A 25,448-nucleotide genomic window follows, 5' to 3' on the forward strand; every position below is an offset into this window, starting at 1 on the left:
CTGAAACGACATCGACATGCCCATCATGACTACCGACTGGATCGAGCCCGCCTCCTTTGCCTCGGTGCCCACGCACTCGCAGCAGGAACACGCCTGCATGCCGCCGCTGCAAGGCTACGACGCGCAGATGCGCATCGCCGCGCCCTCGCGCGTAAGGATCCGCGACGGCAGCACTCTGACGATTCCGGTCTGCGCACGCGGCATCCTGCCCGTCATCGACAATCCGCAACTGCCGCGCTTCGTGGCGAAGGATACGCGCACCGGCAAGGTCTACCGCGGCGTCGCGTTCAACTACGTGCGTCCCAAGCTGCCCAATGTCTCGGTGGACCCGCGGGAAGGCGGCCCCCGCCCCCCGAAGATCGCCCTGCCGCCGGGCATGACCGTGGAAACGCGCTTCACCACCGACATGGCCGGCGTGCTGCACTTGCCGGCCACGCCGGCCACGTATGAGGTCTACATCGAGGCCGAGGACGTGAAGTCGAACACGGTGACCATCGAGGTCGAAGAAGGCCAGAAGTAAAACTCGGCCAGAAGTAAAACCCGGCCTGGGAAAGCGCCGGCCGGCAGAAGATCCGGCCGCCTAAGGAACGGGCCGGTCAAATGAAGACGGCCCTGCTCTGCAGGGCCGTCTTTCCATCAACAACAAGCCGCCGCTCAGGGCCGTGCGGGCGTCATCTGCCGGATGTTCTGCTCGTTGCGCGCCGCCATCGCCTCCACCTTCTCAGCGTTGCGCATATCCTTGGCGCGCTGTTCCATCTCGGCCTTCGCGTCGGTCTTGGCGAACACATCCTTGTCGCGCACGCGGAAGTACATGCGGGTGCTGGCCAGCAGATGGTCTGGCCAGCTGCTCAGCATCGCGTCGTGCACCAGCCAGTCGAACAGCGTCATCACCTTGGGCGGCAATTGCGTCTTGCCGTCGCGCGCATCGCGCCAGGCGGTCAGCAGACGCCGCTGCATGGCGCGATCGGCCTTCATGTCGGCAAAGGGGTCCGGCAGCTTCTGAACGTAATCGGGGTCGCCCGGCTTTCTGCCGAAGCGCATGTTTTCCCTGACGACCGCCTCCTGATCCCACCTTTCCATGGCCCGAAGCTGTTCGGGCTGGTTGCGTTCCATGTCCTGCCGCCGCTGCTCCGTCGCCGCATCCTGGCGCTCGGCTTCTTCCAGCCCCTTGTACTCTTCTTCCAGGCGCTCCCACAGCGGCAGGAAGCGCTGCGGCGGCGCTTCGCCCCGGCTGGCATTGGCCCGTTCGCGGCGCTCATTGGCCAGCGCCTCCAGTTCGCGCGCGCGCGCCGTCGTCTCGGGCTTGGCAAGCTCCTCCCGCGGCAGCATGCTCAATCGCCTGCGCTCTTCGATGAGCTCCTGCTCCGGGGTGAAGAAGTCCCGGTCCTTGATCCACGCCTCCGCGGGATCCGACATCCCGGCGCGAAACACGGGGTCCTGATAACGCACCGCCAGCCACCGCAGGAAAACTTCCATGTGCGGTGCGAAATCGCAGCCGGGTTCGTATTTGACGATCTCGCGGTAGGCATCGACCAGTTCCTGGACGTGATAGGTCTGTCCTTCGTCTTCGATCGAGCCGGCCAGGCTCAGCATCCGGTACAGCACCTGATCCCGGGACGCAATGCTCTCCATGCTATACATCGCAGCGCCGTGCGCGAGCGCCAGATTCATCATCTCGCGCAATGGAACCCGGGATAGCGACGCGCGAGTGCCCAGCGATCCCATTGGGGCCACGCCGGTCACGTCACCGCTTGAGCCCGGATAGAGATACTGCAGGCCACGCGTCTTTTCCAGGGAGTCCAGCCGCTGATTGCGGCGCAATTCATGCGCCGCGGCGAAATGCACGGCCTTCTCCACGGCTGCGGGTATGGTCAGCGTGCGGTCCTTGTGCGTCTGTTTGATCAGGTCCGTGAAGGGAATTAACTCAAGGAACCAGTTTTCTTCCATGATGGAAGCGACACTGTCAAACAGTCCCAGGAATCGAATGACAATCTTCGCGTCCGGCGCACCGTCTTTTCCGATGATGGCCAGGTCGGTGTCGTGGCGGCGCTTGTACTTCTTGACGATATCGTTGACGAATTGCTTGGCAATGACCCCGCCACGATCCGCGCCAAAAACGCAGATCTCGATACGCACGACCTTTTCCGTGCCCGCGTTTGCCTTCTGATAGGCTTCCTCGAACTGACGCCTGGCCGCATCCAGGCGCGTGTCAACACCGGTTCCCATCAATTCGGCGACGGCGGCATTGTCCCGCACGACCGGCACGCCCTCCAGCAATGTGGCTTTGGCAGCGTTCTTTCCCGCCGTCCAGGCAACCTTCAACGGATTCTTCTTGAAATCCGACCAGAAGCCGCGCACGGTGGCCTGTGCGCGATTGCGGATTCGCTCGGGATCCAGGGCATTCCAGATTCTTACCGTCTTCTCGGGAAGCGACTGGACATCTTTGACGACGTCTTTGTATGCCTTCACCATGGGGTGGAAGGACCCATCCTTGATGGATTGCTGGACAGCCTTCTTTGCGCGCCCTGTGGCATCCACATCCGGAACTTCATCAAGACGCGTGATGTTCTTTGCCGCGTCCTGCGCGCTGGAGATCGCCTTGTCGGCCACTTTTCCTCCAGCAATCGTCAGCGCGCGGACAACGACGTCAGCCTTTGCGCTCTCGTTCAGCTCGACGCCAAGGCCCGAGTAGTAGAACGGAAACCAGTGCTGCTTGTTCGGCCTGTTTTCGTCGTCTTCGCTGAAGTGGGCCATCCACAGCCTGCTCACATTCGACAGGAACGTCGGATTCTCCTTATCGATATCCTTGTTCCGCCCGAAGCCATCGAAAAAGAAGCCCATGCGCAAAGTGATACCGCACTCGGTGCAGGAATCCTTGGGATAGGCGGCCTCATTAGCCGCCATGGCCTTCAAGACTGAAGCGGGCGTTCTGTCGACTTCAGGAATTTGATCACTGGACATTCTTCTCTCCAGGAGGCGTGCCGGACGCCTTGATCTGTGCAATCTTTTCGCTCGGCAGGGCAAACACGGCACGGCCAAAATCACCCGGCTTGCGATTCGGATCTTTCAAGAGTTTCGCGATCTCGGCCTGCTTGTCAAAATCCGAGGCCACGACAAAGTAGAGATACATGTAGCCGCGCATGTCCTCGGCCTCTTCAATGCGATACCGCGTCCAGGCCTGCCGGGTGACCTTTGCGAGAACATGCTTCAACTGGGTCGCGTTTTCGTAGCCGGTCAACTCGGCGCCGTACTTCCCGTACAGCCATCGCGTGGTTTCCACGATTGGAATTCTGACTTGACCGGTCAGATTGCGACTCAGCGCCAGCTCCATATGCTCGTCAGGATAGATATGCAATTCCAGATAAAGCGAGCCATCTCCGTCGGGTGCCTTGGTGGCGGGAAAATGCACCTTTGTTTCCTTCCTGAACAACAGATCGTCGAACTTGTCGTCGAACAGATGTTTGCGAAGCAACTCGGGGTCCCCCCCGCTCCACTTCACCGTAAAGTCAGTCCCCTTGAATGTGTAGCAGCAGGAAACCCGTCCCTCGCCTCCGCCCGGCACCAACGTACTTGAACTGACCACGTTGCCCGATGCGTCACTCAGCCTAACCGGCTCCAGATTCCAGGGCGTGTAGTTGTACGCGATGAAGCTGACACCCTGGTACGTGGGTTCGCCATTGCACCCCGCCAACAGACCCAGCCACAGCAGTACCCCGATCAAGCCCTTACGCATTCCTTGCTCCCGAGTTGTCCCACGCCATTCCCACTTCTGACATTCTTTTCTCCACGCGATGCACCAGCCGCGTTCAACTGCGCAATCCTTTCTGTCGACAACGACATCACCGCGTTGCCAAATGCGCCAGGCGTTCGGGCCGGGTCCGCCAAGAGGGCCGCAATCTGCGCGTCCCTGTCGAAATCCGAGGCCACGACGAAATAGAGATACATGTACGCGCGCAAGTCCTTCGCGTCTTCAAGCCGATAAGACATCCACGCCTGTTTGGTGACCTTGGCAACGTCGTTGGTCAGATGGTCCGCGCTCTTGTATCTCACAAGCTCGTCACGGCATTTCCCGTACAACCAGCGAGCGGTATCGACGATTGGAATTCTGACTTGCCCTTTCAACTCGCGGCTCAAGGCAAGTTCCATGTGCTCATCCGGATAAATGTGTAACTCCAGAATCAGCGTTCCATCCCCTTCGGGCACTTTCGTGGCCGGGAAGTGCACCGACGTTTCCTTCTTGAAAAGCACCTCGTCGAACTTGCCGTCAAACAGGTGTTTGCGAAGCAGGTCGGGGTCGCCTCCGCTCCATTTCACCTCGAATTCCGTACCGGAAAACGTATAGCAGCAAGAGATGCTTCCCTCGCCGCCGCCCGATGGGAGCGTGCTGGAACTTGCCACGCGACCTGATGCATCGCTGATGCGGACGGGCTCAAGGTTCCACGGGGTGTAGTTGTATGTGACAAAGCTCACCCCCCGATAAATCGGTTCGGCGTTACACCCGCTCAACAGGCCAAGCCAAAGCAGCATGCCGACCAATGCTTTACGCATCGCCGCCATCCCGGCCCGCCCGATGCCGCGCCTGCACCGCATCCCACACCGCATCCGGCACGCCTTCCAGCGCTTTCGACAGCCCGCCTTCTGCGCTTGCCCGATACGCACGCAGCCCGTCGGCGATCGCCGGATGCTCATCGAAGCGCGGCGAGATCGCCACGCCCCACGCGACATAGTCGAACGTGTCCTTATCTCCTGCCACGCCGTGAGCACGCGCGCGATCCAATTGCGCCTGCACGCGCGGCACCAGGGCGTCCTGATCGGGGTTGCCGGGCAGCAGGTTCGGATAAAGCCGGCGCAACTGCACCGCCAGCTTGTCGGGGTAGTCCAGATCGAACAGCATCTGGTGCTGTTCGGGCGTGAAGCGTTCGATGCCGTCAGTCCGCGCGGCGGGTAGCCGGCCCGTGCCAGCCAGCTCGCCCTGCGAACCATCTCGCAGCGCATAACGCAGCGTGATCAAGGGCGCCGCGAAACGCGCGCGCTGCTCGGGAGTCCAGACCTGGACCACGCGCGCGAGGATGCGGCTGTCGTACCAATGCAGGAAGAATTCGCTGGCATCCGGCAAGGCGTAGTCGCAGAACGCGCCGAAGTGCGCGATCAGCTTCTCCAGCGGCACCGCCGACGCGAAGCTCATCATCGCGTAGCAGCCTGCGGCGCGCTCGTGCAGCGCTTCCAGCACGCGCACCAGCACGGTGCTGAAATCCCCGTGACGCGGCCCGCGCAGCACGCCTTGCGAGGCGCCGTCCACCTCAATCAGCAGCGGCGCCACGTCGCCGTATATGTCCAGCCCGGTCTGCGCCCACACCGAGCCGAAACTCAGGTCTTCGGTCGCGGTCAGCCGAGCCAACAGATCCGGATGGCCGCGGAAGTCGACGATCACATACGCGCGCGCGGCCTCTCCATACGGGCCGCGGTGATGGGGCAATTCGGCGAATGTGGACAGCAACGCGTCCTGCCAGGAATAGTGCATCGCCGTCATGCCTTGTCGGTGATGGACTGCACGCTCTCCAGGGCGTCCAGGATGCAGGTCTTGCAGACGGTGAACTGGGGGAGCGGATACGGCATCTGCGTCGGGCCGGCAAATTGCTTGTTGCCGGTCTTGACGTCGATACGGCCCGGGGCGGTGACGGTGATGTTGCCGCCTTCGATCACGATGCTGGCGCCCGCCGCGTTGGCGATGCGGATTCGCGTGGGCGACGCGTACTCGATGCCCGCGTTGGCGCTCACCATGCGCAGATCCTGCTGCGCCTGCACCGTCAGCACATCGTGCTGCGACAGCACCTCGACATCGCCCGTGCCTGCAATCAGATCCAGGCCCGATTCCGTCCCCCCCTGCTGCACCCCGGCCACGATGCCCAGCGCCTGCCCGGTATGCACGCGCAACGACCCGATGACGGCCAGGTTGTGGTCCTGTCCGGAAGACCAATGCACCAGTTCGCCCGCTGCCACCTGCAGGTTGCGTCCGGCCGCCTGCGTCAGGCCAGCCCGGCCCGCCATCAGCACCAGCGGGTCCGTCAGGTGGGGCACCTTGCCGTTCACCACGTCGGTATGTTTGGCCGAGGCGTCGCCCGCCGCGCCGCCCAGCGCCTCGCCGGCCACGGTGCCGGACACGGCGTGCGTCATGGCGGCCAGCGGCGCGCGTTCGCCATCCAGGCGGCTGGCGCCTTCGGACGTCGTGCCGCGCGCGGACGCCAGCCGCACGCCCTGGTGGGCGCCGACCACGCCATCGAACGACTGCGCCATGATGTCGGCCTGCCCGGCCAGCGTCAAAGGCGCCGCGGCCTCGCCCGCCGGCTCGCTGCCGCCCGCGTTATAGGTCGTGAGCAACACGCCGCCTGCGCCGCGCACCGCGCCGAACGCATCGGTGCGCAGCTCTGCGCCCACGCCGCGCACGTTGCCGCGATAGTTGCCGCTTTGATGGATCAAGTGGCCCAGGTTCAACTCCGTGGCGGCCTGCGTCGTCTTGATCTGCATGCGCAGTTGGCCATCGCTGTCGTCGAACACGATCTGGTTGTAGCCGTCGCCGCCGAATTCCTTGCTCTTGAAGCCGCTCAGCGCGGCCGCGTTGCGATGCTGTTCGTCGCCACCGGCCGCGCCATGCCAGGCAGGCGCATTGCCGCTGGCCAGGTTGGCCTGCGCACTGGGCTTGCCGTCCAAGGCGGCGGCGTACACGTCGGTGTTCATCGGTTCGCCGGCCCTGCCGCCGGGCGTGGAGGGAATGCCGCCCTCGCCGCGTCCGTTGTACAGCGCGCCCACCACCAGGGGCTGGTCGATGTCTTCATCCAGAAACCGCACCAGCACTTCCTGGCCGACGCGCGGCACGAAGCTCATGCCCATCCCCGCGCCTGCCTGGCGCTGCGCCACGCGCGCCCATCGGCTTTTTGCCAGGCCCGCGCCTTCGGCCTGCCAATGAAAGCGCACGCGGACATCGCCACGTGCATTGCGGTAGATCTCGTCCTCGCCGCGGGCCTCGGTGGAACCTTCAGCGTCGGTGACGATGGCTGTGTGCACGCCCACCACCGACGGCGCGCCCGCCAGCCGTGCGCCGCGCCCCGCAGCGAAGGCGGCGCGCCAGGGCCGGTCGCAACGCACGGCGCGAAACCGGTTTGCATAGCCCACGTCGTGCGCGCGCGCCAGCACGGCGGCATCGGGCTGCGCCTGGCCAAGGAAGGCGTCGCTGCGCGCAGGCGCATCCCCGTCCGCGGCGTGCGCGGCGGTCTCGTCGTCAAAGCGCAGAAAATCATCCAGCGCGCCCCGCATTGCCGCCATGCCGGCATCGGCCTGGCCAGGCAGATTGTTCACGCCCACCTGCTCCAGCAGATCCAGCGCGAAGACCGGTTCAAAACCCGCCTCACCGGACGGACCCAATGGCGACATGTCTTGCAGCGTGAACCGCGTTCCCGACCGGAAGGTGCGCACATTGCCGCGCCCCACGAACGTTTCCGCGCTTGCCTGCACCGCCTGCATCATCAGCGTGGCCTGAAACTGCGCATGCGCCTGATTCAGCAAGGCGCCGTGGCCCAGCGGCTCGAACCATTCCAGCCCGGCGCTCTCGTCATCGGACCCGCTGGCCGGGCCCGCCAGAGCCTGCCCCGAAATGGCATGCTTGCCGCTGCCGTGCCATCCCAGCACGGTGACGCGTTCCACGCCGCGGCGTTGCCGCCGCGCAAACACCTGCACGCCGTCCTGCGATTCGGTGGCGTGCGCGCGCTGAAAGCGCACGCCCACGCCGGCGGACTGCGCGTCCTCGGCCAGCGTGCGGCTGTCGGCAAAGATCAGCACCGCGTGGCGCGCAGGCGCACTGTCGTCTTCGACGGTGGTCCAGCCCAGGCCGGACTCGGCCAACAGCCGCGACAGAAAGTCGTAATCGGTTTCGCGATACTGCGTGGTGTAGGGGCGCGCGGGCAGATCGGCCAGATGCGTCTCGACCTCGGCGGACACCTTGTACGTGTAGCCCGGGTAGGTATCCAGCACGTGCCGCACGATGTCCAATACGGGCTGGCTTTCATAGATGCGGCTTTCGCGCCGCTGCGTCGCCAGCCACAACCACGGCGCCAAGGTCAGGCGATACCGCGCCATGCCCGGATTGCCGCCCAGCATCTCGGCCTCGCGCACGACGCCGCTGCGCCCGGTTTCGGTGCCGTCCGCACACGTGGTCCACAAGGTGGCCGGGCGCGAGATCATGTCGTTCAGGTCCAGCCCGGCATCTTCGGCCAGCGCCACCACGCGCATCTGACCAATCGTCGACAGCACCTCGCGCGCGGCCCAGCCTTCCACCTGCAAGGACGACATCGCCCCTTCGCCGTCCAGCCGGAAAAGGCGGGTCTCGGCGCTGAAACTGCCGCTGCTTGCGTTGACAGCCATGGAACAAAAACCTCTTGGAAGACGTTGACGACACTCGCCCGCTCCGGGCGATGCGAATTCAGGGTTCGACGTTGGCTTGCGGCGTGGGGCATTCCGGGGCCGTGCCCCACTGCCCCGCGCACACGCGCAGGCGGCATTGCTCGCCTTCGATGAAACTGAGTTTGCGGCACGCCTTCAGCCGGTCGGCCAGCGGCGAGCCGGGCATCTCGCGGATGAATACGCCGTCGGACTTGTAGACGCGCGTGCCCGGCGGAGACGCGGGCGGCAGCCCGTAGCTCATCAACGCCGAGAGCAAGGCGGCGTCGGTATCCGACTGCTTGGCGGCAGTGCGCGGCGTGTTGCTGGCGGGCTTGGCCGCTTGCGGCGCGCCAGACTGGCGCGCGCGTTGCTGTTCGGCTGCCTGACGCGTGGGTCCAGGCGCAGGCGCGGCCGCGGGCGGCGGCGTCATGGCCAGCACGGACAGCGGATTGGTGGGTTCGCCCAGCGGGTCCGGATCGCCCCGGCCGATGTTCGCATCGCGCGCGGGCGGCGCTTCGTCAACGATGGCGGCAACCGCCGGCGGCGTGTCCAACGCAGCGGGTAGCGACGTCTCTGCCGCGGAGGCCGCGCCAGACGCTTGCGGCGGCGCGGAGACTGGGCGCTCGGCCGACGCCACGGCGGGCGCCGGCGCTTGCGCCATCATGGGCGCCGCGCCCTCTTCATGAATGAACCAGGTGACGCCGCCAGCCAGCAAGGCCAGCAACAGCGCCAGCGCCAGCCACCGCCCCGCGCGGCGGCGCGGCGGCGCAAGATGTTTGACCTCGGCTTGCGGTACGCGCCCCTCTAGCGCCGCCAGAATGCGCGCCGATTCGATCTCGCGTGACGAGGACGCCGTGGCGCTGAGCAAACTCGGCGCGGTCTTCGTAGGGCGAGATTCTTGTTTGTCTTCTGCCATGCGGATTCCCGTGTCAGCAGGAGGCGTGTGCAGCCCCCCTGTAACCAAGCCCGCCGAGAATACCCGATCGATCCGTTTCGATCATCGCTCCTTGTTACGATTCCTAAGGGTCGGACGCTACTTGCAACGCCCGAGCACTTGCCTCGTGCGCGAATAGAACAAAAGATTACGCCTTCACATGAGGGACCTATTTTGTTGCTGCTACTGCCCCTGTATTTTTTACTGGCGGTGGGCGTCTCCGCTCTCCTTTTTTTTCCCGCGTTGCGCCACGGCGCAGCCCGGGGTCTGCGCGCCTGCGTACAAGGCGTGGCGCGGGGTGCGACGCGTGGCGCGACCCACGCGGGCGGGGCAGTTGGCGGGACGGCGGGCGTGCTGCGCAGCGGCATGAACGCGTCGAAGGATTGGGTCGGAAGGTACCGCTGGCAAGTTGCAATCGGGCTGACAGTTGTAATGCTTCCGTCACTTTTTGCTTTCTTCATGCGACACAATCACACATTCGTTTACAGCACCCAAACGGCCGGTCCGGACCGCCGGATACAGGCTTTGCTGGAGGGCGAAAGGCTGGCTCCGCCGGCCCCGCTGCCCCCCGACGCATTCACCACCCGCGAAGTGGAATTGGTGCGTCCGAAGCTGGGCGGCGCAAGCCGGAACTGGGATCTGCTGGACGCGGATTTCCGCCAGCGCCTGCTCTTGGCGTATCGCATCATGCGTGAACAGCATGGGTACGAAATGGCGCTGATCGAGGGCTATCGCAGCCCCGAGCGGCAGGAAGAGCTGGCGGGCATGGGCACGCACGTGACGAACGCGGGCGCGTTCCAGAGCTATCACCAATATGGCCTGGCCGCCGACAGCGCATTCTTCCGCGACGGCAAGATCGTCATCTCTGAAAAAGACCCCTGGGCCATGCGCGGCTATGAACTCTTTGGCGAAACCGCCGAACTGGTCGGCCTGACGTGGGGCGGCCGCTGGAAGATGATGGACTTCGGCCACGTCGAGCTGCGCCGTCCCGGGGTCATGCAACGCGCTCGCGAGGGCGCCAAGTGATGGCCCGCGTCGTCAAGAAAGGCCTGTTGGTCCTGATGCTGTTCGCCGTGGTGTGGCTGGCCGTCATCATCTGGTGGCAGGAATCCCGCACGCTGCCGACCGGCGTGGACATCGGGCTGTATCTCTTCGCGTTGCCCCTGGCGATGCTGGCGGCCCTGTGGCTCGGGGCGCGCGCGGTGCGAGCCGCACGCGCGCCCAAGCCTGCCGCGGACGCCGCCACGCCGGCGGCGCAATCGCCGGCGCACGCGCCCGCGCAACTTGTCCAATTGCGCGTGGCCGCCGTGGCGGCGCGTGCCGCCGCCGGCGACGACACCGCCGCCATCGCCGAGGCGCTGGCGGCGCAGAAGCGTCCCGAGCTGGATGCCGAACTGAAAACGCCGCAGGGCTATCCCATCTTCGCCGCGCGCGTGCCGGGCGTGAACGACCTTGCGCTGTACACCGCCGCCCGCGAACGCGGCGCGCCGCCCGAGGCGACGGGCACGGCAACCCTGCGCGTGACGTCCCTGCTGGCCGACGTCGCCCGCACGCTCACCAACGAGGCGCATCGCCACGTCACCGCGCTGGATGTGCCCGCCCGTGATGAGGACTGGCCCCTGCTGCGCCTGGAGCTCGTCCTGCCGGCCGATTGGCCGGACGCGGCGCGTGAACGCGCGTGCCAGGAGATTCAGGCCGCGGCCGGCGTCTGGCCTGATAGCCGCATCAGCGTCGCGCAACACCAGGCGCGCGACACCATGGCAGCCGACGGCCTGCTGCGCGACCTGGCGGCGGCCCCGCACGACGCGCAAACGCCCGAGCCCTGGCGCATCGTGCTGGCTGGCGACGGCTATATCGATCCCGAGCAAGTGGCAATGTGGGATGGCATGTCGACACTGCTCACCCCCGCCAATCCGCAAGGCCGTGTGCCGGGCGAAGCGGCCGCCGGCCTGCTGCTGGGCCCGGCCGGCACCGACGCCCCACTGCGCGTGGCCCTGTCGCCCGTGCTGCACCGCCAGAAGCCGGCCGACGCGCGCGGCGCGCAGGCCGAAGCCCCGCTGGCGGATACCGTGCAAGACCTGCTGCAACGCGCGGACGTCGCACCCGACAGCCTCATCCACGTCATCAGCGATGCCGACCACCGGGGCAGCCGCCCGCTCGAACCGATCAACATCGCGTCACAACTTTTCAGTCACCTGGACGCGGCCAAGGATTGCCAGTCGGTTGGCGTTGCCTGTGGACATACCGGCGTGGCCGCCTCCCTGCTGACGTTGGCCGTGGCCGGGCAAGCCTGCATGCAGTATGCCCAGCCGGTACTGACCCTTACCCTGCAAGACCCCGTATTGCGCTCGGCGGCACTGGTTACCCAGCCCGCCGCCAGCGCTACCGCCTGACCCCATAACAACAGCGAAAACCATGCGTAGCCCATCAGGATTGTTTTCTCGATTTTCCAGCGCCATGAGCGACTTCCGCTACTGGAGCGCTCGCGTGTTCGCCAACCCGCGCACCTTCATGGCCATTGGCCTGATTGCGCTGATCGTGTTCCTGTTCCTGTTTGCCGACACCATGCAGATCGCGATGGTGTGGGCCGGGGCCTTGCTGGGCGTGCTGCTGTTTCTGTGGTTGTGCACCTACCTGTGGCGCCGCCGCAAGGCGCGGCGCGCCAACCAGAAGCTGGGCGACATGCTGGAACAGCAGGTGCAGACGGGCGCGGCCGCCAGCCCCGCCGCCAACCGCAATGAGATCGAGGCGCTGCGCACGCGGCTGACGCAAGCCGTGCGCACCATCAAGACATCGAAGATCGGCCAGACCTCCGGCAACGAAGCGCTGTATGAGCTGCCCTGGTACATCGTCATCGGCAACCCTGCCGCCGGCAAGAGCAGCGCCGTGATCAATTCCGGCTTGCAGTTCCCCTTTGCAGACAAGAACGGCGCAGCGGTGCGCGGCGTGGGCGGCACGCGCAACTGCGATTGGTTCTTCACCACGGAAGGCATCCTGCTGGACACCGCGGGCCGCTACTCGGTGCACGAAGAAGACCGCAACGAATGGATGAGCTTTCTGGATCTGCTCAAGCGCCATCGTCCCAAGGCGCCCATCAACGGCATCATCGTGGCCGCCAGCATCAGTGAACTGACGGATGCCGGCCCCGAGTTCGCGATCAACCTGGCCAAGAATCTGCGCCAGCGCGTTCAGGAACTGACCGACCGGCTGGAAGTGTTTGCCCCGGTGTATGTGATCTTCACCAAGGCCGACCTGATCGCCGGCTTTTCGGAGTTCTTTGCCGACGCGGATGCGCGCGAGCGCGATCGAGTCTGGGGCGCGACGTTGCCCTATGGCGCCGATGAAAGCCGCGACGTCCTGACGCTGTTCGACGAGCGCTTCGACGAACTATACGAGGGGCTCAAGGAAATGGGCACGGCGCAGATGTCGCTGCGCCGCAGCGCCGCCCTGCCCCCGGGCCTGCTGACGTTCCCGCTGGAATTCGCGGGCATCAAGCCGGCGCTGCGCACGTTTCTGTCGACGTTGTTCGAGACCAATCCGTTTCAGTACAAGCCCGTGTTCCGCGGCTTTTACTTCACCAGCGCGCTGCAGGAAGGCGCATCGCGCAGCACATCCACCGACAAGCTGGCCGAACGCTTCACGCTGCGCCCGGCCAACCGCGAGCCCGCGCGCGGCGTCAATTCGCACAACGGCTTCTTCCTGCGCGACCTGTTCTCCAACGTGATCTTTGCGGACAAGAAGCTGGTGCGCCAGCACGCCAGTCCGAACAAGGTCCGCATGCGTTACCTGACCTTCTTCGGGTTGGTGCTGGCGCTGGGGCTGGTGCTGGGCGGATGGAGCTGGTCTTACCTGGGCAACCGGCAACTGGCCACCAACGTGCAGGCCGACCTGGACAAGGTCGTGCGCCTGCAGAGCGAGCGCACGGACCTGCAAAGCCGCCTGGAAGCGATGGAGATCCTGCAGGACCGCATCGAACAGCTGGACCGCTATTCTGCCAGCCGGCCGCTGTCGCTGGGCCTGGGGCTGTATCAAGGCGATGTGCTCAAGCAGCGCCTGCTTGCCGAGTACTACAACGGCCTGCGTCAATTCATGCTGGCGCCCGTCAAGGCCAGCCTGGAGGACTATCTGGGACGCGTGGACGTATCGCAGGCGGCCGCTTCCGGCGAGCGCCCCGCCACCGCACCCGCGCAAGCGCAAACCGTGCGCGCGAACGCGGGCGACACGCTGTTCCAGGACGCCTCGCCCACCAACGTCGACGACGCCTACAACGCGCTCAAGACGTACCTGATGATGGCCAACCGCGAACACGTGGACCCGACGCACCTGTCGGATCAGATCACGCGTTTCTGGCGCGGCTGGCTGGAAACCAACCGGGGCGCGATGCCGCGCGACCAGCTCATCCGCAGCGCCGAACGGCTGATCTCGTTCTACGTTGCGCGCGCGGCCGACAGCGACTGGCCGCAGATCGAAACCAACCTGGCCATGGTCGAGCGCACGCGCGGCAACCTGCGCAGCGTGATGCAGGGCATGCCGGCGCGCGAACGCGCCTACGCCACGCTCAAGGCGCGCGCCGCCACCCGCTTCCCCGCGATGACGGTGGCGCGCATCATGGGCGAGGCCGACGCCGCCGTGGTCGCGGGCAGCTACGCGGTGCCGGGCACCTTCACGCGGGAAGCCTGGGAACAATACATTGAACCGGCCATCGGCGAAGCCGCCCGCAAGGAAGTCCAGACCAGCGATTGGGTGCTGGGCGTGAACGCGCGCGACGACCTCACGCTGGAAGGCAGCCCCGAGCAGATCCAGAAAAGCCTGGCCACGATGTACAAGACGGAATACGCGCAAGAGTGGCAGAAGATGCTGCGCGGCGTCACGATCAAGCCTTTCTCAAGCTTCGATCAGGCGGTGCAAGGCATGAACCGCCTTGGCGATCCGCAGAACTCACCGCTGGTCAAGCTCATCAACACGACGTACGAGCAGACCTCCTGGGACAACCCGTCGCTGATCAACACCGGCCTTTCGCAGGCGCAGACCGGCGTGGTCGCGTGGTTCAAGCGAGTGATCCTGCGCCAGGGCCAGCCCAAGCCCACGGAAGTCGCGCCGGGTGGCGAACAGATGCCGATGGGACCGGTGGGCCGCGAGTTCTCCGACGTGGCGCGACTGGTTGTCACGCGCGACAACCAGTCGCTGCTGGGCAACTACATGAATGCGCTGTCCAAGATCCGCACGCGCTTTAACCTCATCAACAACCAGGGCGATCCGGGCCCCGGCGCGCTGCTCCTGATGCGCCAGACGCTGGAAGGCAAGGATTCGGAACTGGCCGATGCGCTGAAGCTGGTGGATGAGCAGATGCTGGCGGGATTGACGCCCGCGCAGCGCGAGACGCTCCGTCCGCTGCTGGTGCGCCCGCTGATCCAGGGTTACGCCGTCGCGATGCAACCTGCCCAGACCGAGCTGAACAAGGTCTGGAACGCGCAGGTGTACCAGCCCTTCACACAGACGCTGGCCGACAAGTATCCGTTCTCGACCAAGGCCGGCATCGAGGCCAGCGGTGAAGAAATCGGGCAGATCTTCGGCCCGCAGGGCAGCATCGCCAAGTACGTCAACGAGACGTTGGGTCCGCTGACCGTGCGTCGCGGCGACATCCTGACTGCGCGCACCTGGGGCGACATGGGCATCGAGCTGCAACCGTCCTTCACGGCGAACTTTGCCCAGTGGGTGGCGCCGCTGTCCGGCGGCGCAGCCGGATCGGGCGCGGCAAGCCAGCCGCAGACGCTGTTCCAGATCCAGCCCAGGCCCGCCGGCGGCGTGACCGAATACACCATCGAGATCGATGGCCAGCAACTGCGCTACCGCAACACGCCGGCGCAATGGGTGAACTTCGTATGGCCCAACGCGCAGGGCGCGCCGGGCGCGCGCATCACGGCCACCGCCTTTGACGGCACCGTGGTGGAAGTGGTCAACGAACCCGGCCGCTTCGGCCTGGAACGCCTGATCTCGGGTGCGCAGCGCAAGCCCAACCCGGACGGCAGCTTCGAGATGAGCTGGAGCAAATCCAACATCACCGTGCCCGTCCGTCTGCGCATCATCAGCAACGCGCAAGCCGCCAGCGCCGGCGGCGCCGAGCCCGGCAGCCAGGGCCTGCGCAACCTGCGCCTGCCCGCCACGGTGGCCGGCACGTCCCCTCAACCCTCCGTCGCCCCGACGCCTGCCGGAGCGCAGCAATGAGCAATCCGCAGTCTCCCATGTTCCGTACGGCTTACTTTGGCAAGATTCCGTCCCGGGGTGATTTCGTCAAGAACACCTCGCACCCGCAGCTGATGGCGACGCTGGATGCGTGGGTGGCCAACACCATGGAGGTGCTGGCGCAGGACCCGCACTGGAAGACGCTGTACGACGAAGCGCAGCCCGTTCCCTTCGCCGTGCTGGGCTCGCGCGGCAAGCTGGCCATCGCCGGCCATCTGCAGCCCAGCCGCGACCAATCGGGCCGGCGCTTTCCGTTCATTACCGCCACGTCGGTGGAAGTGACCCGTCCGCTGGACTTCATCGCGCGCAGCCCGCTCGCCTTCAGCCGCATGTGGAATCGCATGGGCACGGCGGCGGCGCAGCTCATGCATGACGGCGACCCCGCGCCCGCGCTGCAAACGCTGAACGACCTGGAAGGCGAGATCCGCACCGCCGCCGACGACGGTTTCGATGCCTTCATCGACCTTCAGACGATCGAACGCGTCGAGGCCATGCTGCGCGGCAACGGACACGCGGCCAGCATGCACGACATCGTCCTGGCGCTGGGCATCCTGCTCACGCCCGTGATGTCCAGCGGCTCATCGCAACTGGACACCGGGCTTGCGCTGCCGCTGCCGGACGATCCGCTCTACATCAATCTGGTCGCCAGCTACTGGATGACCTTGATCGCGCCATTCCTGACACGCGCCGATTTCGAGATCGCCATTTTTATCGGGCGCATCGCCGGCAAGCATCGGCTGGTGGTGGGCTTTCGCGGCGCCTCGCCGCGCACGCTGGCAACGCTGCTATCCACCCCGCAGGCGCTGTCGCAGCATTACATCGTGCTGGAAGACGCGCCGTGGGTGCGCGATCACGTCAGCGCCAGCCACGGGCTGGCCAAGCTGGCGAGCTATCTGGATCAACCGCGGCTCTCCTTGCGCCAGGCGCTGGAGACGTTCCGCGAAGTTTTCATCGGAGCCTAGGACATGCGTACGCTTACTCTGGTCCTGGCCGCCTCGCTGGCATTCTCGGCCCACGCCCAGGACGCCGCCACGGTCGTGCCCGCCAACGTCATTCCCCAACCCGGCCAGGTGGTGGCCAGCGGCGCGGTGCCCGACGAGGCCACCAAGGCCGATGTGCTGGCGCGGCTGCAAAAGGTCTATGGCGTGGGCAACGTCATCGACCGCATCGACGTGGGCGGCGTGGTGGCCCCCCCGAACTGGTCCCAACACGTGGGCAAGCTGCTGGACAGCCCGCTCAAGCAGATCAACCGCGGCCAGCTGGAAATCGACGGCACGCAGATCCGCCTGCGGGGCGAAGTCGACAACGAAGCCTCGCGCCAACAGATCGCCAGCAACTTTGCCACGTCGCTGAACCCGACGTACAAGATCGTCAACGGCTTGCGCGTGTCGGCCGGCAAGGATGAGCAGGATGTGCTGGACAACCTGTTGACCAACCGCGTGGTGGAGTTTGAGACCGGCAGCACCCGCTTGACGATGCGCGGCCGGGAATTGCTGGATCGCGTGGCCGACACCGTGCCCAAGCTGCGCGCCGACAAGATCCAGATCATCGGCCACACCGACAGCTCCGGCAGCCGCAGCACCAACCTGGCGCTCAGCCAGGCGCGTGCAGACGCGGTTCGGGACTATCTGGTGGACAAGGGGTTGCCGGCGTCGCGCTTCGAAGCGATGGGAGCGGGCCCGGATCAGCCGGTGGCCACCAACGCCACGGCGGAAGGCCGCGCCAAGAACCGGCGTATCGAGTTCCGGGCGGCGCGGTAGTCAGGGGTGGCGGCGGCGGCCGCTCAGTTGCCGTCGCCCGCCTTCTTGATGCCCAGCAACTCTTCCAGGCCCGACAGCGTCTCGTCGTTCTTGACCACCGTGCGCAGCCACAGGTGCAACGACATCTCGCCCCAGCTTGCCGCCTTGTCGGCCAGGTAGGCCACCGGGCTGTGCGGCTCGGTGCGGCGGAAGAACTCGGCCACGTCCCGCAACTGCGCCAGCGCCTGTTCGCGGGTCTGGATGGGCCCGCGGGCGGTGGCGGGCGGTACGGCGTGCAGCGGTGCAGCGGCTCCCGGCACCGCGGCGCCCGGCGCAGCGGCGCCATCGAAGTGATCGGCGGCAGTCAATGTGGGCTCCACGCGAACAGGGGCGGCGGGCACGGCCGGCGCCGGTGCGGCGGCAAGGTCCGTACGGACCAGAAGGCCCGCATCGCGCGCAAAACGGTGCACCAGTTCGGTCACGTTGCGCAGCGCCTCGCGCACCCGGGAGAACGCCGGGCTTTCGTCGCCCAGTTGCGCATCCAGGGTGCGTTCCAGTTGATCCAGCGCCTGCGCGCAGCCTTGCAGCTGCGCGTCCAGCTCCGAATAGAAAGACGGCGGCGTGTCGCGCCGCGCGGCATCGAAGCGGTCCAGCGTGAGCTTGCCGCGTGTCAGTTCGTGGGCGTTGTCGGGCGTGCGCTTGACCGCATTGGCCAATTGGCTTGCCGCCTCCCATAGCACCGCGCCATAGCGGGCGCCGTCGGCTTGCGTCAGCGGAATCTCGCCGATCAATTGCTGCGACCGCGACAACAGCCACGCCAGATTGCCCACGCGCTGCTGCACATCGCCATCTTCGGGCACCGGGTGCAGCCCGTCCCAATAGTTGCGGCACAGGCCGTCGATCAGCAGGTAGCCGTCGCGCAGCCCCGCGAAGCCGCGGGTCTGGGCCCAGGATTCGGCAAGCCACGATGCGATGCGGATGTCTTTGCTGCGGTCGCGCAGCACGGTGGTGCAGATGCGCGTCACCTCCGGCCAATCGGCTTCTTTCAGGTCGATGACCCAGTCGCCTTGGTCGAGTTGAGGGTCGTCATGCCGGCGCGCCTCGCGTATCGCGTCGAACTCGGGCGAGAACACCAGGTCCACGCCGCAAGGCGCGTCGCCGGGAATGGGTTGCAACAGGGCGTTGATGTCGGTCATAGGCGTCAGGGCTGTTGTAGGCGCAAATCATGCCACATCCGCTTACGTGTAACGTTCAAAGATGACACGTCCTATTACAAGGCGCATCACGATGCTTCGTTATGATTTGCCCTCATCCCCAAGGAGCATTCATGACGTCGAAGACCATTCGTATGTTGCCCGACGGACACTTCATCGCCGGCACGCCGCGCCGCGCGCCCGATGGATCGTACGTGGGCGGCGAAGGCCCCATCACCCGCGCGCCCGACGGCACCTATGTGGCCGGCAAGCCTCAACGCGCGCCCGACGGCAGCTACAAGGGCGGCGGCGGGCCGGTGCGCATGGCGCCGGACGGCACCTTCGTGGCCGGCCCCGCCCGCCTCGCGCCGGATGGCACGTATCTATAAACCTGACTCTCGCGCACCATGTCCCAACGTTCCGTCATCCGCAAGGGCGATAAAACCTCGCACGGCGGCGTCGTCGTCACCGGCGACGAAACCGTCGTGATCTTTGGCCAACCGATGGCGCGGGTCGGCGACCGCGTCACCTGCCCCAAATGCGGCGACAACCACACCATCGTGGAAGGCGTGCAGAACGTCGGCTCCGACCGCCTGACTGCCCTGGAAGGCATGCGCACGTCCTGCGGCGCCACGCTCATCGCCAGCCAGAGTTTCTATCAGCTGGAGTACGGTTGACCCCGCGCAGGACGCCTCACCGGTCGCAGCGCTGCGGCACCTTGCGCGGCGCTTCCGTATAGCCCAGCGCCGTCACCCTGCGCAGCAGGTCGGCGTATACCGCGTCGTCCAGGCACGGCACCCTGGCCATGATCCAGACGTAGTCGCGCTTGGAGCGGCCAATGATGGTGGTCTGGTATGACTCGTCCAGATAGGCGATCACGTACTCGGCCTTGATGGGCCAGATGAACTGCATGCCCCACACCGCGTTGCCGGTGCCGGGCCGCACCGTCGCCACGGGGTGCATGGTGTCGATGGGCGCATCGAAGCTGCCATCGCGATAGCGGAAATCCGTCTGCACCCGGCCGTCGGGCAACAGCCGGTAGCTTTCCACGGCGTCATAGGCGTTGCGCTCGGGCCAGCTGGGAATGTGCGCGATCACATACCAGTCGCCCATGAAACGGTCCAGGTCCACTTGCGCCACCGGCGGCATGGGCGGCGGCGACGCGCAGCCGGCCAAGAGGGCCGTCACGCCGATAAACAGAGTTCGCAACATGATCGTTTCTCCTCAGGGCCGCGTGTATCGATAGTGCGCGACGCCCCATTGCTGTCCGTCGTCGTAGCCGAAGAGTTCGGCGCATGCCATCCAGAACATGCGCCAGCGCTGATGCCACAAGCCGGCCAGGGGTGCGCCGTAAGCCTGCGCCAACGCCGCCCGCGCGGGTTCCGCTCGGGTGTCCTGGTTGGCCAGCCAGTGATTGGCGGTGCGGGCGTAATGCGTGCCGTCGAGAAACCAGCGTTCCTCAAGCGTCAGGTCTTGCTGGAAATGCAGCAGCGTATGGGCCGACGGCATGATGCCGCCCGTGAAGAAGTGCCGCCCCATCCAGTTGCTGGCCCCGTCGGTCTCGAACGGATAGGCGCGCTCGCGGTGCGCGAAGATGTGCACGAAGAGCTTGCCGCCGGGCCGAAGCCACTGCGCGATGCGCGCCAGCAGGTCCTGGTAGTTGCGCATGTGCTCGAACATTTCCACCGAGACGCACCGGTCGAAGGCGGCGCCGGGCAGTGACAGAACATTGACGTCACAGGTCACCACGCGCACGTGCGTCCAGCCGCGCGCGCGGCATTGCGCCTCGATGTGCTGGCGTTGCGTGGCCGAGTTCGACACCGCGGTGATGCGCGCGTTGGGATACTGTTCGGCCATCCACAGCGTCAACGAGCCCCAGCCGCAACCCAGCTCCAGGATGTCCTGGCCGTCGGCCAGCCCGGCGCGCTCGCCATACAGGCGCAGCATCGCGTCTTCGGCCTGGTCCAGCGTTTCGCGGCCCGTCGGGTAATAGCAACTCGAATACTTCATGCGCGCGCCCAGGCACAGCTGGAAGAACGCAGTGGGCAACTCATAGTGCTGCGCGTTGGCGGCGTCGGTATGGATGGCCACGGCGCTGGCGCGCAGGCTGGCGATCAGCTGGCGGTCGCGTTCGGTCCAGGCCTCGATGCCGCCGGCGTATTCCTGCGCCAGGCGCTCGGCGCACAGGCGCCGCATGCCCAGGCGCAGGAGCGCATCGGGCAGCAGGCCGCGCTCGGCCAGGCCAAGCAGGCCGGGCGCCGGACGGTCGGAGGCCAAGGGAGAGTCGTTCAGGATGGCGGTCGTCATGGCATGCCTCGTCAGCGTTTCGGAAACCAGGGAAAGAACGCCGGCGTGCGGCGTTGATAGTCGCGATAGTCGTCGCCGCGCGTGCGCAGCGCCTGTTGCTCGGTGAACGGAATGCCGCTGATCCAGCGCAGGAACACAAACATCAGCACCGGTCCCAGCCACGACAGCCATGCCAGCGGAGAACCCCACGCCAGGGCGACGTAGCCGAACCAATGGCACCACTCGAAGAAGTAGTTCGGATGCCGCGAGTAGCGCCACAGGCCCCGCCTGCAAGTGTTGCCGCGATTCGCGGGGTTATCGCGGAAGCGGTCGAGCTGGCGGTCGGCGATCACCTCGCCCGACAGCGCGGCCAGCCAGATCAGCAGCCCCAGCGCCACGGGCCAGCCCTGCGCGGGACTGACGCCCACCGCCAGGAACGGCAGGCAGAACAGCATCACCAGCCCGGCCTGGAACATGAAGAGCCCAAAGAACTTGCCCTGATGGCCGTCCCAGTGTTCGCGCAGCGCGCGGTAGCGGCCGTCTTCGCCTTCGCGCACGCGGCGCCACAGGTGCCACGCCAGCCGCAGCGACCACACGCCCGCCATCACGGCAAGGGCCAGCCTCGCGGCACCGCTGCCCGCGCCGGTGGCCGCGATGAGCCAGGCCGAAGCGCCCATGCCCAGCGCCCACACCACGTCCACGATGCCCGCATTGGCATGGCGGCGCTGCCAGCCCCAAGCCAGCGCCATGGCGGCGATCATGACGATCGCGATGGTGGACCATTGTTGCCAGATCGTCATGATGCCTCCCGGGTCCATCGCCTCGCCCCTGCCGTCAGCGCGGGCAACGCCAACGCCCAGCCCGCCGCCAGCGCGACGGTGGCGCGCCAGGCGGGCGGTTCAAAATGCACTGATTGCCAGCCGCGGGCAGCGCCCCAATAGGCGAGCGGCGCGCCCACCGCGCCGAACACGCAGGCCAGCCACGGCCGGGAACGCAGGTAAACGAGCGAGTGGTTCAGCGTCAGCGCAAAGGCGGCCCACAACGCCAGGATCCACAGCGGCGCGGGCCAGGCGTCGGCCGCGTAACGCGCCCATCCCAACGCGGACAGCGTGCCCTCCAGCACCAGGCCGCACAGCACGGCAGCGGCCGCCAGTCTGAAGTCGGCACGCGCCGTCGCCGAGACCGCCAGTTGCGCCGCGACGAACACCATGGCAGCAGCCACGCCCGGCCAGGCCAACCCGCGGCCGGCGCCGATGACGGCGCTGAACCAGACGAGCTGGTAGCCGATCAGGTTGGCCCAGAAACGCATCATGCTTCCTCCCGCAACCAGCGCTCGCCATCGGGGCGCGCCTGCGGATGCGTCAGCAGCAGGTGCGCGACGCCGATGGAGCGCTCGCGAAAACCGCCTTCGCAGTACGCCAGGTAGAACTCCCACAAGCGGCAAAAGCGCGCATCGAAACCTTGCGCCCGCACCTCGGGCTGCCGCGCCAGGAAGCGCTCGCGCCAGGCTTGCAGCGTGCGCGCGTACGACAGGCCGAAGTCCTCCAGGTGCACCAGCGCCAGGTCGCAGGCGCGGGTCTTGGCGCGCAGCATCGCCTCGATGGACGGAATGAAGCTGCCCGGAAAGATGTGGCGCTTGATGAAATCCACCGAGGCCAGCGCCTGCTCGTAGCGGTGGTCTTCGATGGTGATGGCCTGGATCAGCGCGCGGCCATGCGGACTGAGCAGGCTGGCGACCTTGGCGAAATACGCTTCCAGGAAATTGGCGCCGACAGCCTCGATCATTTCCACCGACACCACCTTGTCGTACTGGCCCTGCAGGTCGCGATAGTCCCGCAGCACGACGCTGACGCGGTCCTGCAGCCCGGCTGCCCGCACCCGCTCGACCGCCAGGTCATGCTGCTCGCGCGACAGTGTGGCGGTGGTGACATGGCAGCCGTAGTGGCGCGCGGCGTGGATGGCCAGGCCGCCCCAGCCGCTGCCAATCTCGACCACGCGGTCCGACGGCTGCAACGCCAGCTTGCGGCAGATTGCGTCCAGCTTGCGATGGGACGCCGCCTCCAGCGTGTCGTCGCCGTCGGCCCACAGTGCCGACGAATACATCAGGTCGCCGGAAAGAAACAGCGAGAAAAACGGATTGCCCAGGTCGTAATGCGCGGCGATGTTGCGGCGGCTGCCCTCGCGGGTGTTGGCATTGCGCGCATGCCAGCGCCGCAACGCCCAGCCGGCCAGCCGCGCCAGTCCCGATTCCATGGCGTCCAGCGTGTCGCGGTTGCGCACCAGCAGCCGCACCAGCCCGACCAGGTCGTCGCAGCGCCACAGGCCATCGCCGTAGGCCTCGCCCGCGCCGACGCTGCCTTGCGCGGCCACCAGCCGGTAGAACCCCAGGTCGCTGACGGTCAGGCGCACCAGCGGCTCGCCGCGGCCCAGCGTGGCGCTGCCCAGGCAGTCCTCGATCAGCAGTTGGCCGTGGTCCAGCGCCGCCAGGCTGGCGAACAGGCGCTGACGCAACAGGCGGTCGAGCGCCGTCGCGGGGCGGCTGGCCGCGATCGAGGCATGTTCCGAGGACGTCATGGGTTTCATTGCGGTTCTCCGTTGGGCGTGCGGGGATGGTCGTAGACGGGATTGCGCTTGAGCCACAGGCGCAGCGCCTGCCAATGGATCGCGCCGACGACTTGCAGCGTCATCAGCGGATAGCGCCACAGCACGCGCGCCAGCGCCACGCCGTCCAACGCGCGGCGTTGCAGGCTCAGGTGCGCGTCGAACTGCGCCACGCCTTCCCGGCTGACCTGCATATGCACACGCAGGTCGTCGGCGGGCAGGTTGAAGCGCCAGTCGTAGGCGCAGTCCATGGGCATGAAGGGCGACACGTGAAAGCGCTTGTCAAAGCGCCAGGCCAGCGCCCCGCCCTCGCGCTCGGCGGCGGCGGCGGGCAGCACCACGCAATGACGCTGCTTCCAAGGGGTATTGGTGATCTCCGCCACGATTGCCGCCAGCGTGCGGCCGTCGGCTTCAAAGCAGTAATAAAAGCTCACGGGGTTGAAGACGTAGCCGGCATAGCGCGGATGCGCGAGCAGCCGGATGGGCCCGGCCGGCACGTCGCCCAACTGCGTGCGCAGGCGCTGCCGCACCGCCTGCGCCAGCGGCAGGCCCTCGGCGGCGTCCAGATAATCGGCCCGGCGCCACTGCGCCAGGTTGGGCCGCTCCACCGACCATAGCCAGCGGTCCTGAAACACCTGGCCGATTTCGTCCAGGTCCAGGTATAGCTGCGCCATGCGGTAGCCAAAGCCGTGCGCATGCGGGTGGTGGCGCCGGTGGGTCACCCGGCCTTCGTAGACGGCGCTTTGCAGGTTCATGCTGCCTCCCGCGCCCAGACCCCCGGCTGTTCCTGGATGCCGCGCACCACGTCCAGCGCGCTCGCCACCCCGTCTTCGTGAAAGCCCCATCCCCAATAGGCGCCCGCATACCAGCTGCGCCGCTGTCCCGAGATCTCGGCGCGGCGCGCCTGCGCGGCCACCGATTCGTGGGTGTAGACAGGGTGGTGATAACGCATGCGCGCCAGCACCGCCGCGGGATCGATCGCATCGCTGCGGTTCAGCGTCACGATGAAGGGCCGCGGCGACGTGATGCCCTGCAGCAGATTCATGCAGTAGCTGACCGAACAAGGCGCCTCGGGGTCGGCCGGCACGTAAGCGTTCCAGGCGGCCCACGCCTTGCGCTGGCGCGGCAAGAGGCGCGCGTCGGTGTGCAGCACCACGTCGTTGTCCTGGTAGGTGATGGCGCCCAGAACCTCGCGTTCCTGCGGCGTCGGGTCGGCCAGCAGCGACAGCGCCTGGTCGCTGTGGCAGGCGAAGATCACTTCGTCGTGATGTTCCAGGCCCTCGCGCGTCGCCACCTGCACGCCGCCCGGCAGACGCCTGACGGCGCGCACGGCGCAGTTCAGCCGCTCGCGCACCGTCCACCGCTGTCGCATCGCGTCGATATAGCATCGCGACCCGCCCTGCACCACACGCCATTGCGGACGGCCGCTGATGCGCAGCATCTGGTGGTTGGCCATGAACCGCACCAGGTAGCGCGCCGGGAACTCCAGGATGCGCGAGGCTGGCGACGACCACAGCGCCGAGGCCATCGGAATCAGGTGATCGGTGCGAAAGGCGTCGCCATAGCGGTGCTGCGCCAGGTATTCGCCCAGCGTGGGGCCTGGCTCCGGCGCGCGCAGCAGCGCGGGCGACTCCCGGTAAAAGCGCATCAGGTCGCGCACCATGCCCAGGAAGCGTGGGGATACCAGGTTGCGCCGCTGGCAGAACAGCGTGTCCAGCGAGGTGGCGTTGTAGGCCAGGTCATTGGCCTCCTTGTGCACCGAAAAGCTCATGGTGGTGGGCTGCGACGTCACGCCCAGTTCCGTCAGCAATGCCGTGAAATGCGGGTAATTGAGCGGGTTGTGGACGATGAATCCGCTATCAACCGCGTACTGTTGCCCGTCCTGTTCGACCGTGTGCGTATGCGTGTGCCCGCCCAGGTAGTCGTTGGCCTCGTACAGCGTGACCTCGTGATCGCGGCCCAGCTTCCAGGCGCAGACCAGTCCCGAGATGCCCGAACCGATGATGGCGATGCGCATGT

General features: G+C 66.5%; 22 protein-coding genes. 8 read left to right on the plus strand and 14 right to left on the minus strand.

Annotated features, from left to right (window positions below; all coding sequences use genetic code 11):
- Positions 1 to 16: 16 nt before the first annotated feature.
- A complete protein-coding gene (locus H4P35_RS22335; protein ID WP_056325710.1) occupies positions 17 to 520 on the plus strand; it encodes a hypothetical protein in 504 nt (167 codons plus the stop codon).
- 134 nt (positions 521 to 654) lie between these two features.
- On the opposite strand, the gene H4P35_RS22340 is transcribed toward H4P35_RS22335, so the two are convergent.
- The 6 genes from H4P35_RS22340 to H4P35_RS22365 are packed head-to-tail and all read right to left on the minus strand — an operon-like array spanning position 655 to position 9,349.
- On the minus strand, positions 655 to 2,961 hold the full coding sequence (locus tag H4P35_RS22340; RefSeq protein ID WP_226847051.1) for a phospholipase effector Tle1 domain-containing protein: 2,307 nt from the start codon (positions 2,959 to 2,961) through the stop codon (positions 655 to 657).
- A complete protein-coding gene (locus tag H4P35_RS22345) occupies positions 2,951 to 3,733 on the minus strand; it encodes a DUF3304 domain-containing protein (RefSeq protein ID WP_152382528.1) in 783 nt (260 codons plus the stop codon). Before H4P35_RS22345 ends, H4P35_RS22340 begins: the two co-directional genes overlap by 11 nt.
- Positions 3,718 to 4,548, minus strand: coding sequence for a hypothetical protein (locus tag H4P35_RS22350; protein WP_226847052.1), 831 nt, complete (start codon positions 4,546 to 4,548; stop codon positions 3,718 to 3,720). Before H4P35_RS22350 ends, H4P35_RS22345 begins: the two co-directional genes overlap by 16 nt.
- Positions 4,541 to 5,530 (minus strand): DUF4123 domain-containing protein, encoded by a 990-nt coding sequence (locus tag H4P35_RS22355; protein ID WP_226847053.1) that lies wholly within the window; start codon positions 5,528 to 5,530, stop codon positions 4,541 to 4,543. The genes H4P35_RS22350 and H4P35_RS22355 overlap by 8 nt, the downstream gene beginning before the upstream one ends.
- Positions 5,527 to 8,415 (minus strand): type VI secretion system Vgr family protein, encoded by a 2,889-nt coding sequence (locus tag H4P35_RS22360; RefSeq protein ID WP_226847054.1) that lies wholly within the window; start codon positions 8,413 to 8,415, stop codon positions 5,527 to 5,529. Before H4P35_RS22360 ends, H4P35_RS22355 begins: the two co-directional genes overlap by 4 nt.
- A 58-nt stretch (positions 8,416 to 8,473) precedes the next feature.
- Positions 8,474 to 9,349: a hypothetical protein gene (locus H4P35_RS22365; RefSeq protein ID WP_226847055.1), complete on the minus strand. Its 876-nt coding sequence runs from the start codon at positions 9,347 to 9,349 to the stop codon at positions 8,474 to 8,476.
- 189 nt (positions 9,350 to 9,538) lie between these two features.
- On the opposite strand from H4P35_RS22365, the gene H4P35_RS22370 reads away from it, so the two are divergent.
- From H4P35_RS22370 to H4P35_RS22390, 5 genes are all read left to right on the plus strand, one after another.
- On the plus strand, positions 9,539 to 10,393 hold the full coding sequence (locus tag H4P35_RS22370; RefSeq protein ID WP_180098203.1) for a M15 family metallopeptidase: 855 nt from the start codon (positions 9,539 to 9,541) through the stop codon (positions 10,391 to 10,393).
- Complete coding sequence (locus H4P35_RS22375) at positions 10,393 to 11,760, plus strand: hypothetical protein (protein WP_226847056.1); 1,368 nt, start codon at positions 10,393 to 10,395, stop codon at positions 11,758 to 11,760. The genes H4P35_RS22370 and H4P35_RS22375 overlap by 1 nt, the downstream gene beginning before the upstream one ends.
- Positions 11,761 to 11,824: 64 nt before the next feature.
- Complete coding sequence (gene tssM / locus H4P35_RS22380; protein ID WP_226847057.1) at positions 11,825 to 15,592, plus strand: type VI secretion system membrane subunit TssM; 3,768 nt, start codon at positions 11,825 to 11,827, stop codon at positions 15,590 to 15,592.
- Complete coding sequence (gene tagF / locus H4P35_RS22385; RefSeq protein WP_056325695.1) at positions 15,589 to 16,572, plus strand: type VI secretion system-associated protein TagF; 984 nt, start codon at positions 15,589 to 15,591, stop codon at positions 16,570 to 16,572. Before tssM ends, tagF begins: the two co-directional genes overlap by 4 nt.
- Before the next feature lie 3 nt (positions 16,573 to 16,575).
- Positions 16,576 to 17,370 (plus strand): OmpA family protein, encoded by a 795-nt coding sequence (locus H4P35_RS22390; RefSeq protein WP_226847058.1) that lies wholly within the window; start codon positions 16,576 to 16,578, stop codon positions 17,368 to 17,370.
- Between the two features lie 23 nt (positions 17,371 to 17,393).
- Here H4P35_RS22390 and tssA read toward each other — a convergent pair whose 3' ends face one another.
- Positions 17,394 to 18,545, minus strand: coding sequence for a type VI secretion system protein TssA (gene tssA / locus H4P35_RS22395; protein ID WP_226847059.1), 1,152 nt, complete (start codon positions 18,543 to 18,545; stop codon positions 17,394 to 17,396).
- Between the two features lie 131 nt (positions 18,546 to 18,676).
- Between tssA and H4P35_RS22400 the strand changes: the two genes are divergently transcribed.
- Positions 18,677 to 18,931, plus strand: a complete 255-nt coding sequence (locus H4P35_RS22400; RefSeq protein ID WP_063952630.1) for a hypothetical protein — start codon at positions 18,677 to 18,679, stop codon at positions 18,929 to 18,931.
- An 18-nt stretch (positions 18,932 to 18,949) separates the two neighbouring features.
- Positions 18,950 to 19,219: a PAAR domain-containing protein gene (locus H4P35_RS22405; RefSeq protein WP_056325685.1), complete on the plus strand. Its 270-nt coding sequence runs from the start codon at positions 18,950 to 18,952 to the stop codon at positions 19,217 to 19,219.
- Between the two features lie 16 nt (positions 19,220 to 19,235).
- On the opposite strand, the gene H4P35_RS22410 is transcribed toward H4P35_RS22405, so the two are convergent.
- From H4P35_RS22410 to H4P35_RS22440, 7 genes are read right to left on the minus strand one after another with little or no spacing between them, the layout of a single operon-like run.
- A complete protein-coding gene (locus H4P35_RS22410; protein ID WP_128827562.1) occupies positions 19,236 to 19,754 on the minus strand; it encodes a lipocalin family protein in 519 nt (172 codons plus the stop codon).
- A 12-nt stretch (positions 19,755 to 19,766) separates the two neighbouring features.
- Positions 19,767 to 20,849 (minus strand): cyclopropane-fatty-acyl-phospholipid synthase family protein, encoded by a 1,083-nt coding sequence (locus H4P35_RS22415; protein WP_226847060.1) that lies wholly within the window; start codon positions 20,847 to 20,849, stop codon positions 19,767 to 19,769.
- Between the two features lie 11 nt (positions 20,850 to 20,860).
- Positions 20,861 to 21,628 (minus strand): DUF1295 domain-containing protein, encoded by a 768-nt coding sequence (locus H4P35_RS22420; RefSeq protein WP_226847061.1) that lies wholly within the window; start codon positions 21,626 to 21,628, stop codon positions 20,861 to 20,863.
- Complete coding sequence (locus H4P35_RS22425) at positions 21,625 to 22,140, minus strand: DUF2878 domain-containing protein (protein ID WP_226847062.1); 516 nt, start codon at positions 22,138 to 22,140, stop codon at positions 21,625 to 21,627. The genes H4P35_RS22420 and H4P35_RS22425 overlap by 4 nt, the downstream gene beginning before the upstream one ends.
- Positions 22,137 to 23,411 (minus strand): cyclopropane-fatty-acyl-phospholipid synthase family protein, encoded by a 1,275-nt coding sequence (locus H4P35_RS22430; protein WP_062839629.1) that lies wholly within the window; start codon positions 23,409 to 23,411, stop codon positions 22,137 to 22,139. Before H4P35_RS22430 ends, H4P35_RS22425 begins: the two co-directional genes overlap by 4 nt.
- The gene (locus H4P35_RS22435) at positions 23,408 to 24,184 is read right to left on the minus strand and encodes a DUF1365 domain-containing protein (protein WP_226847063.1); all 777 of its coding nucleotides are present in this window, start codon (positions 24,182 to 24,184) and stop codon (positions 23,408 to 23,410) included. The genes H4P35_RS22430 and H4P35_RS22435 overlap by 4 nt, the downstream gene beginning before the upstream one ends.
- Positions 24,181 to 25,446, minus strand: coding sequence for an NAD(P)/FAD-dependent oxidoreductase (locus H4P35_RS22440; RefSeq protein ID WP_226847064.1), 1,266 nt, complete (start codon positions 25,444 to 25,446; stop codon positions 24,181 to 24,183). The genes H4P35_RS22435 and H4P35_RS22440 overlap by 4 nt, the downstream gene beginning before the upstream one ends.
- Positions 25,447 to 25,448: the final 2 nt, after the last annotated feature.

This window comes from Achromobacter sp. 77 (assembly GCF_020541125.1).
Classification (GTDB): domain Bacteria; phylum Pseudomonadota; class Gammaproteobacteria; order Burkholderiales; family Burkholderiaceae_B; genus Achromobacter; species Achromobacter mucicolens.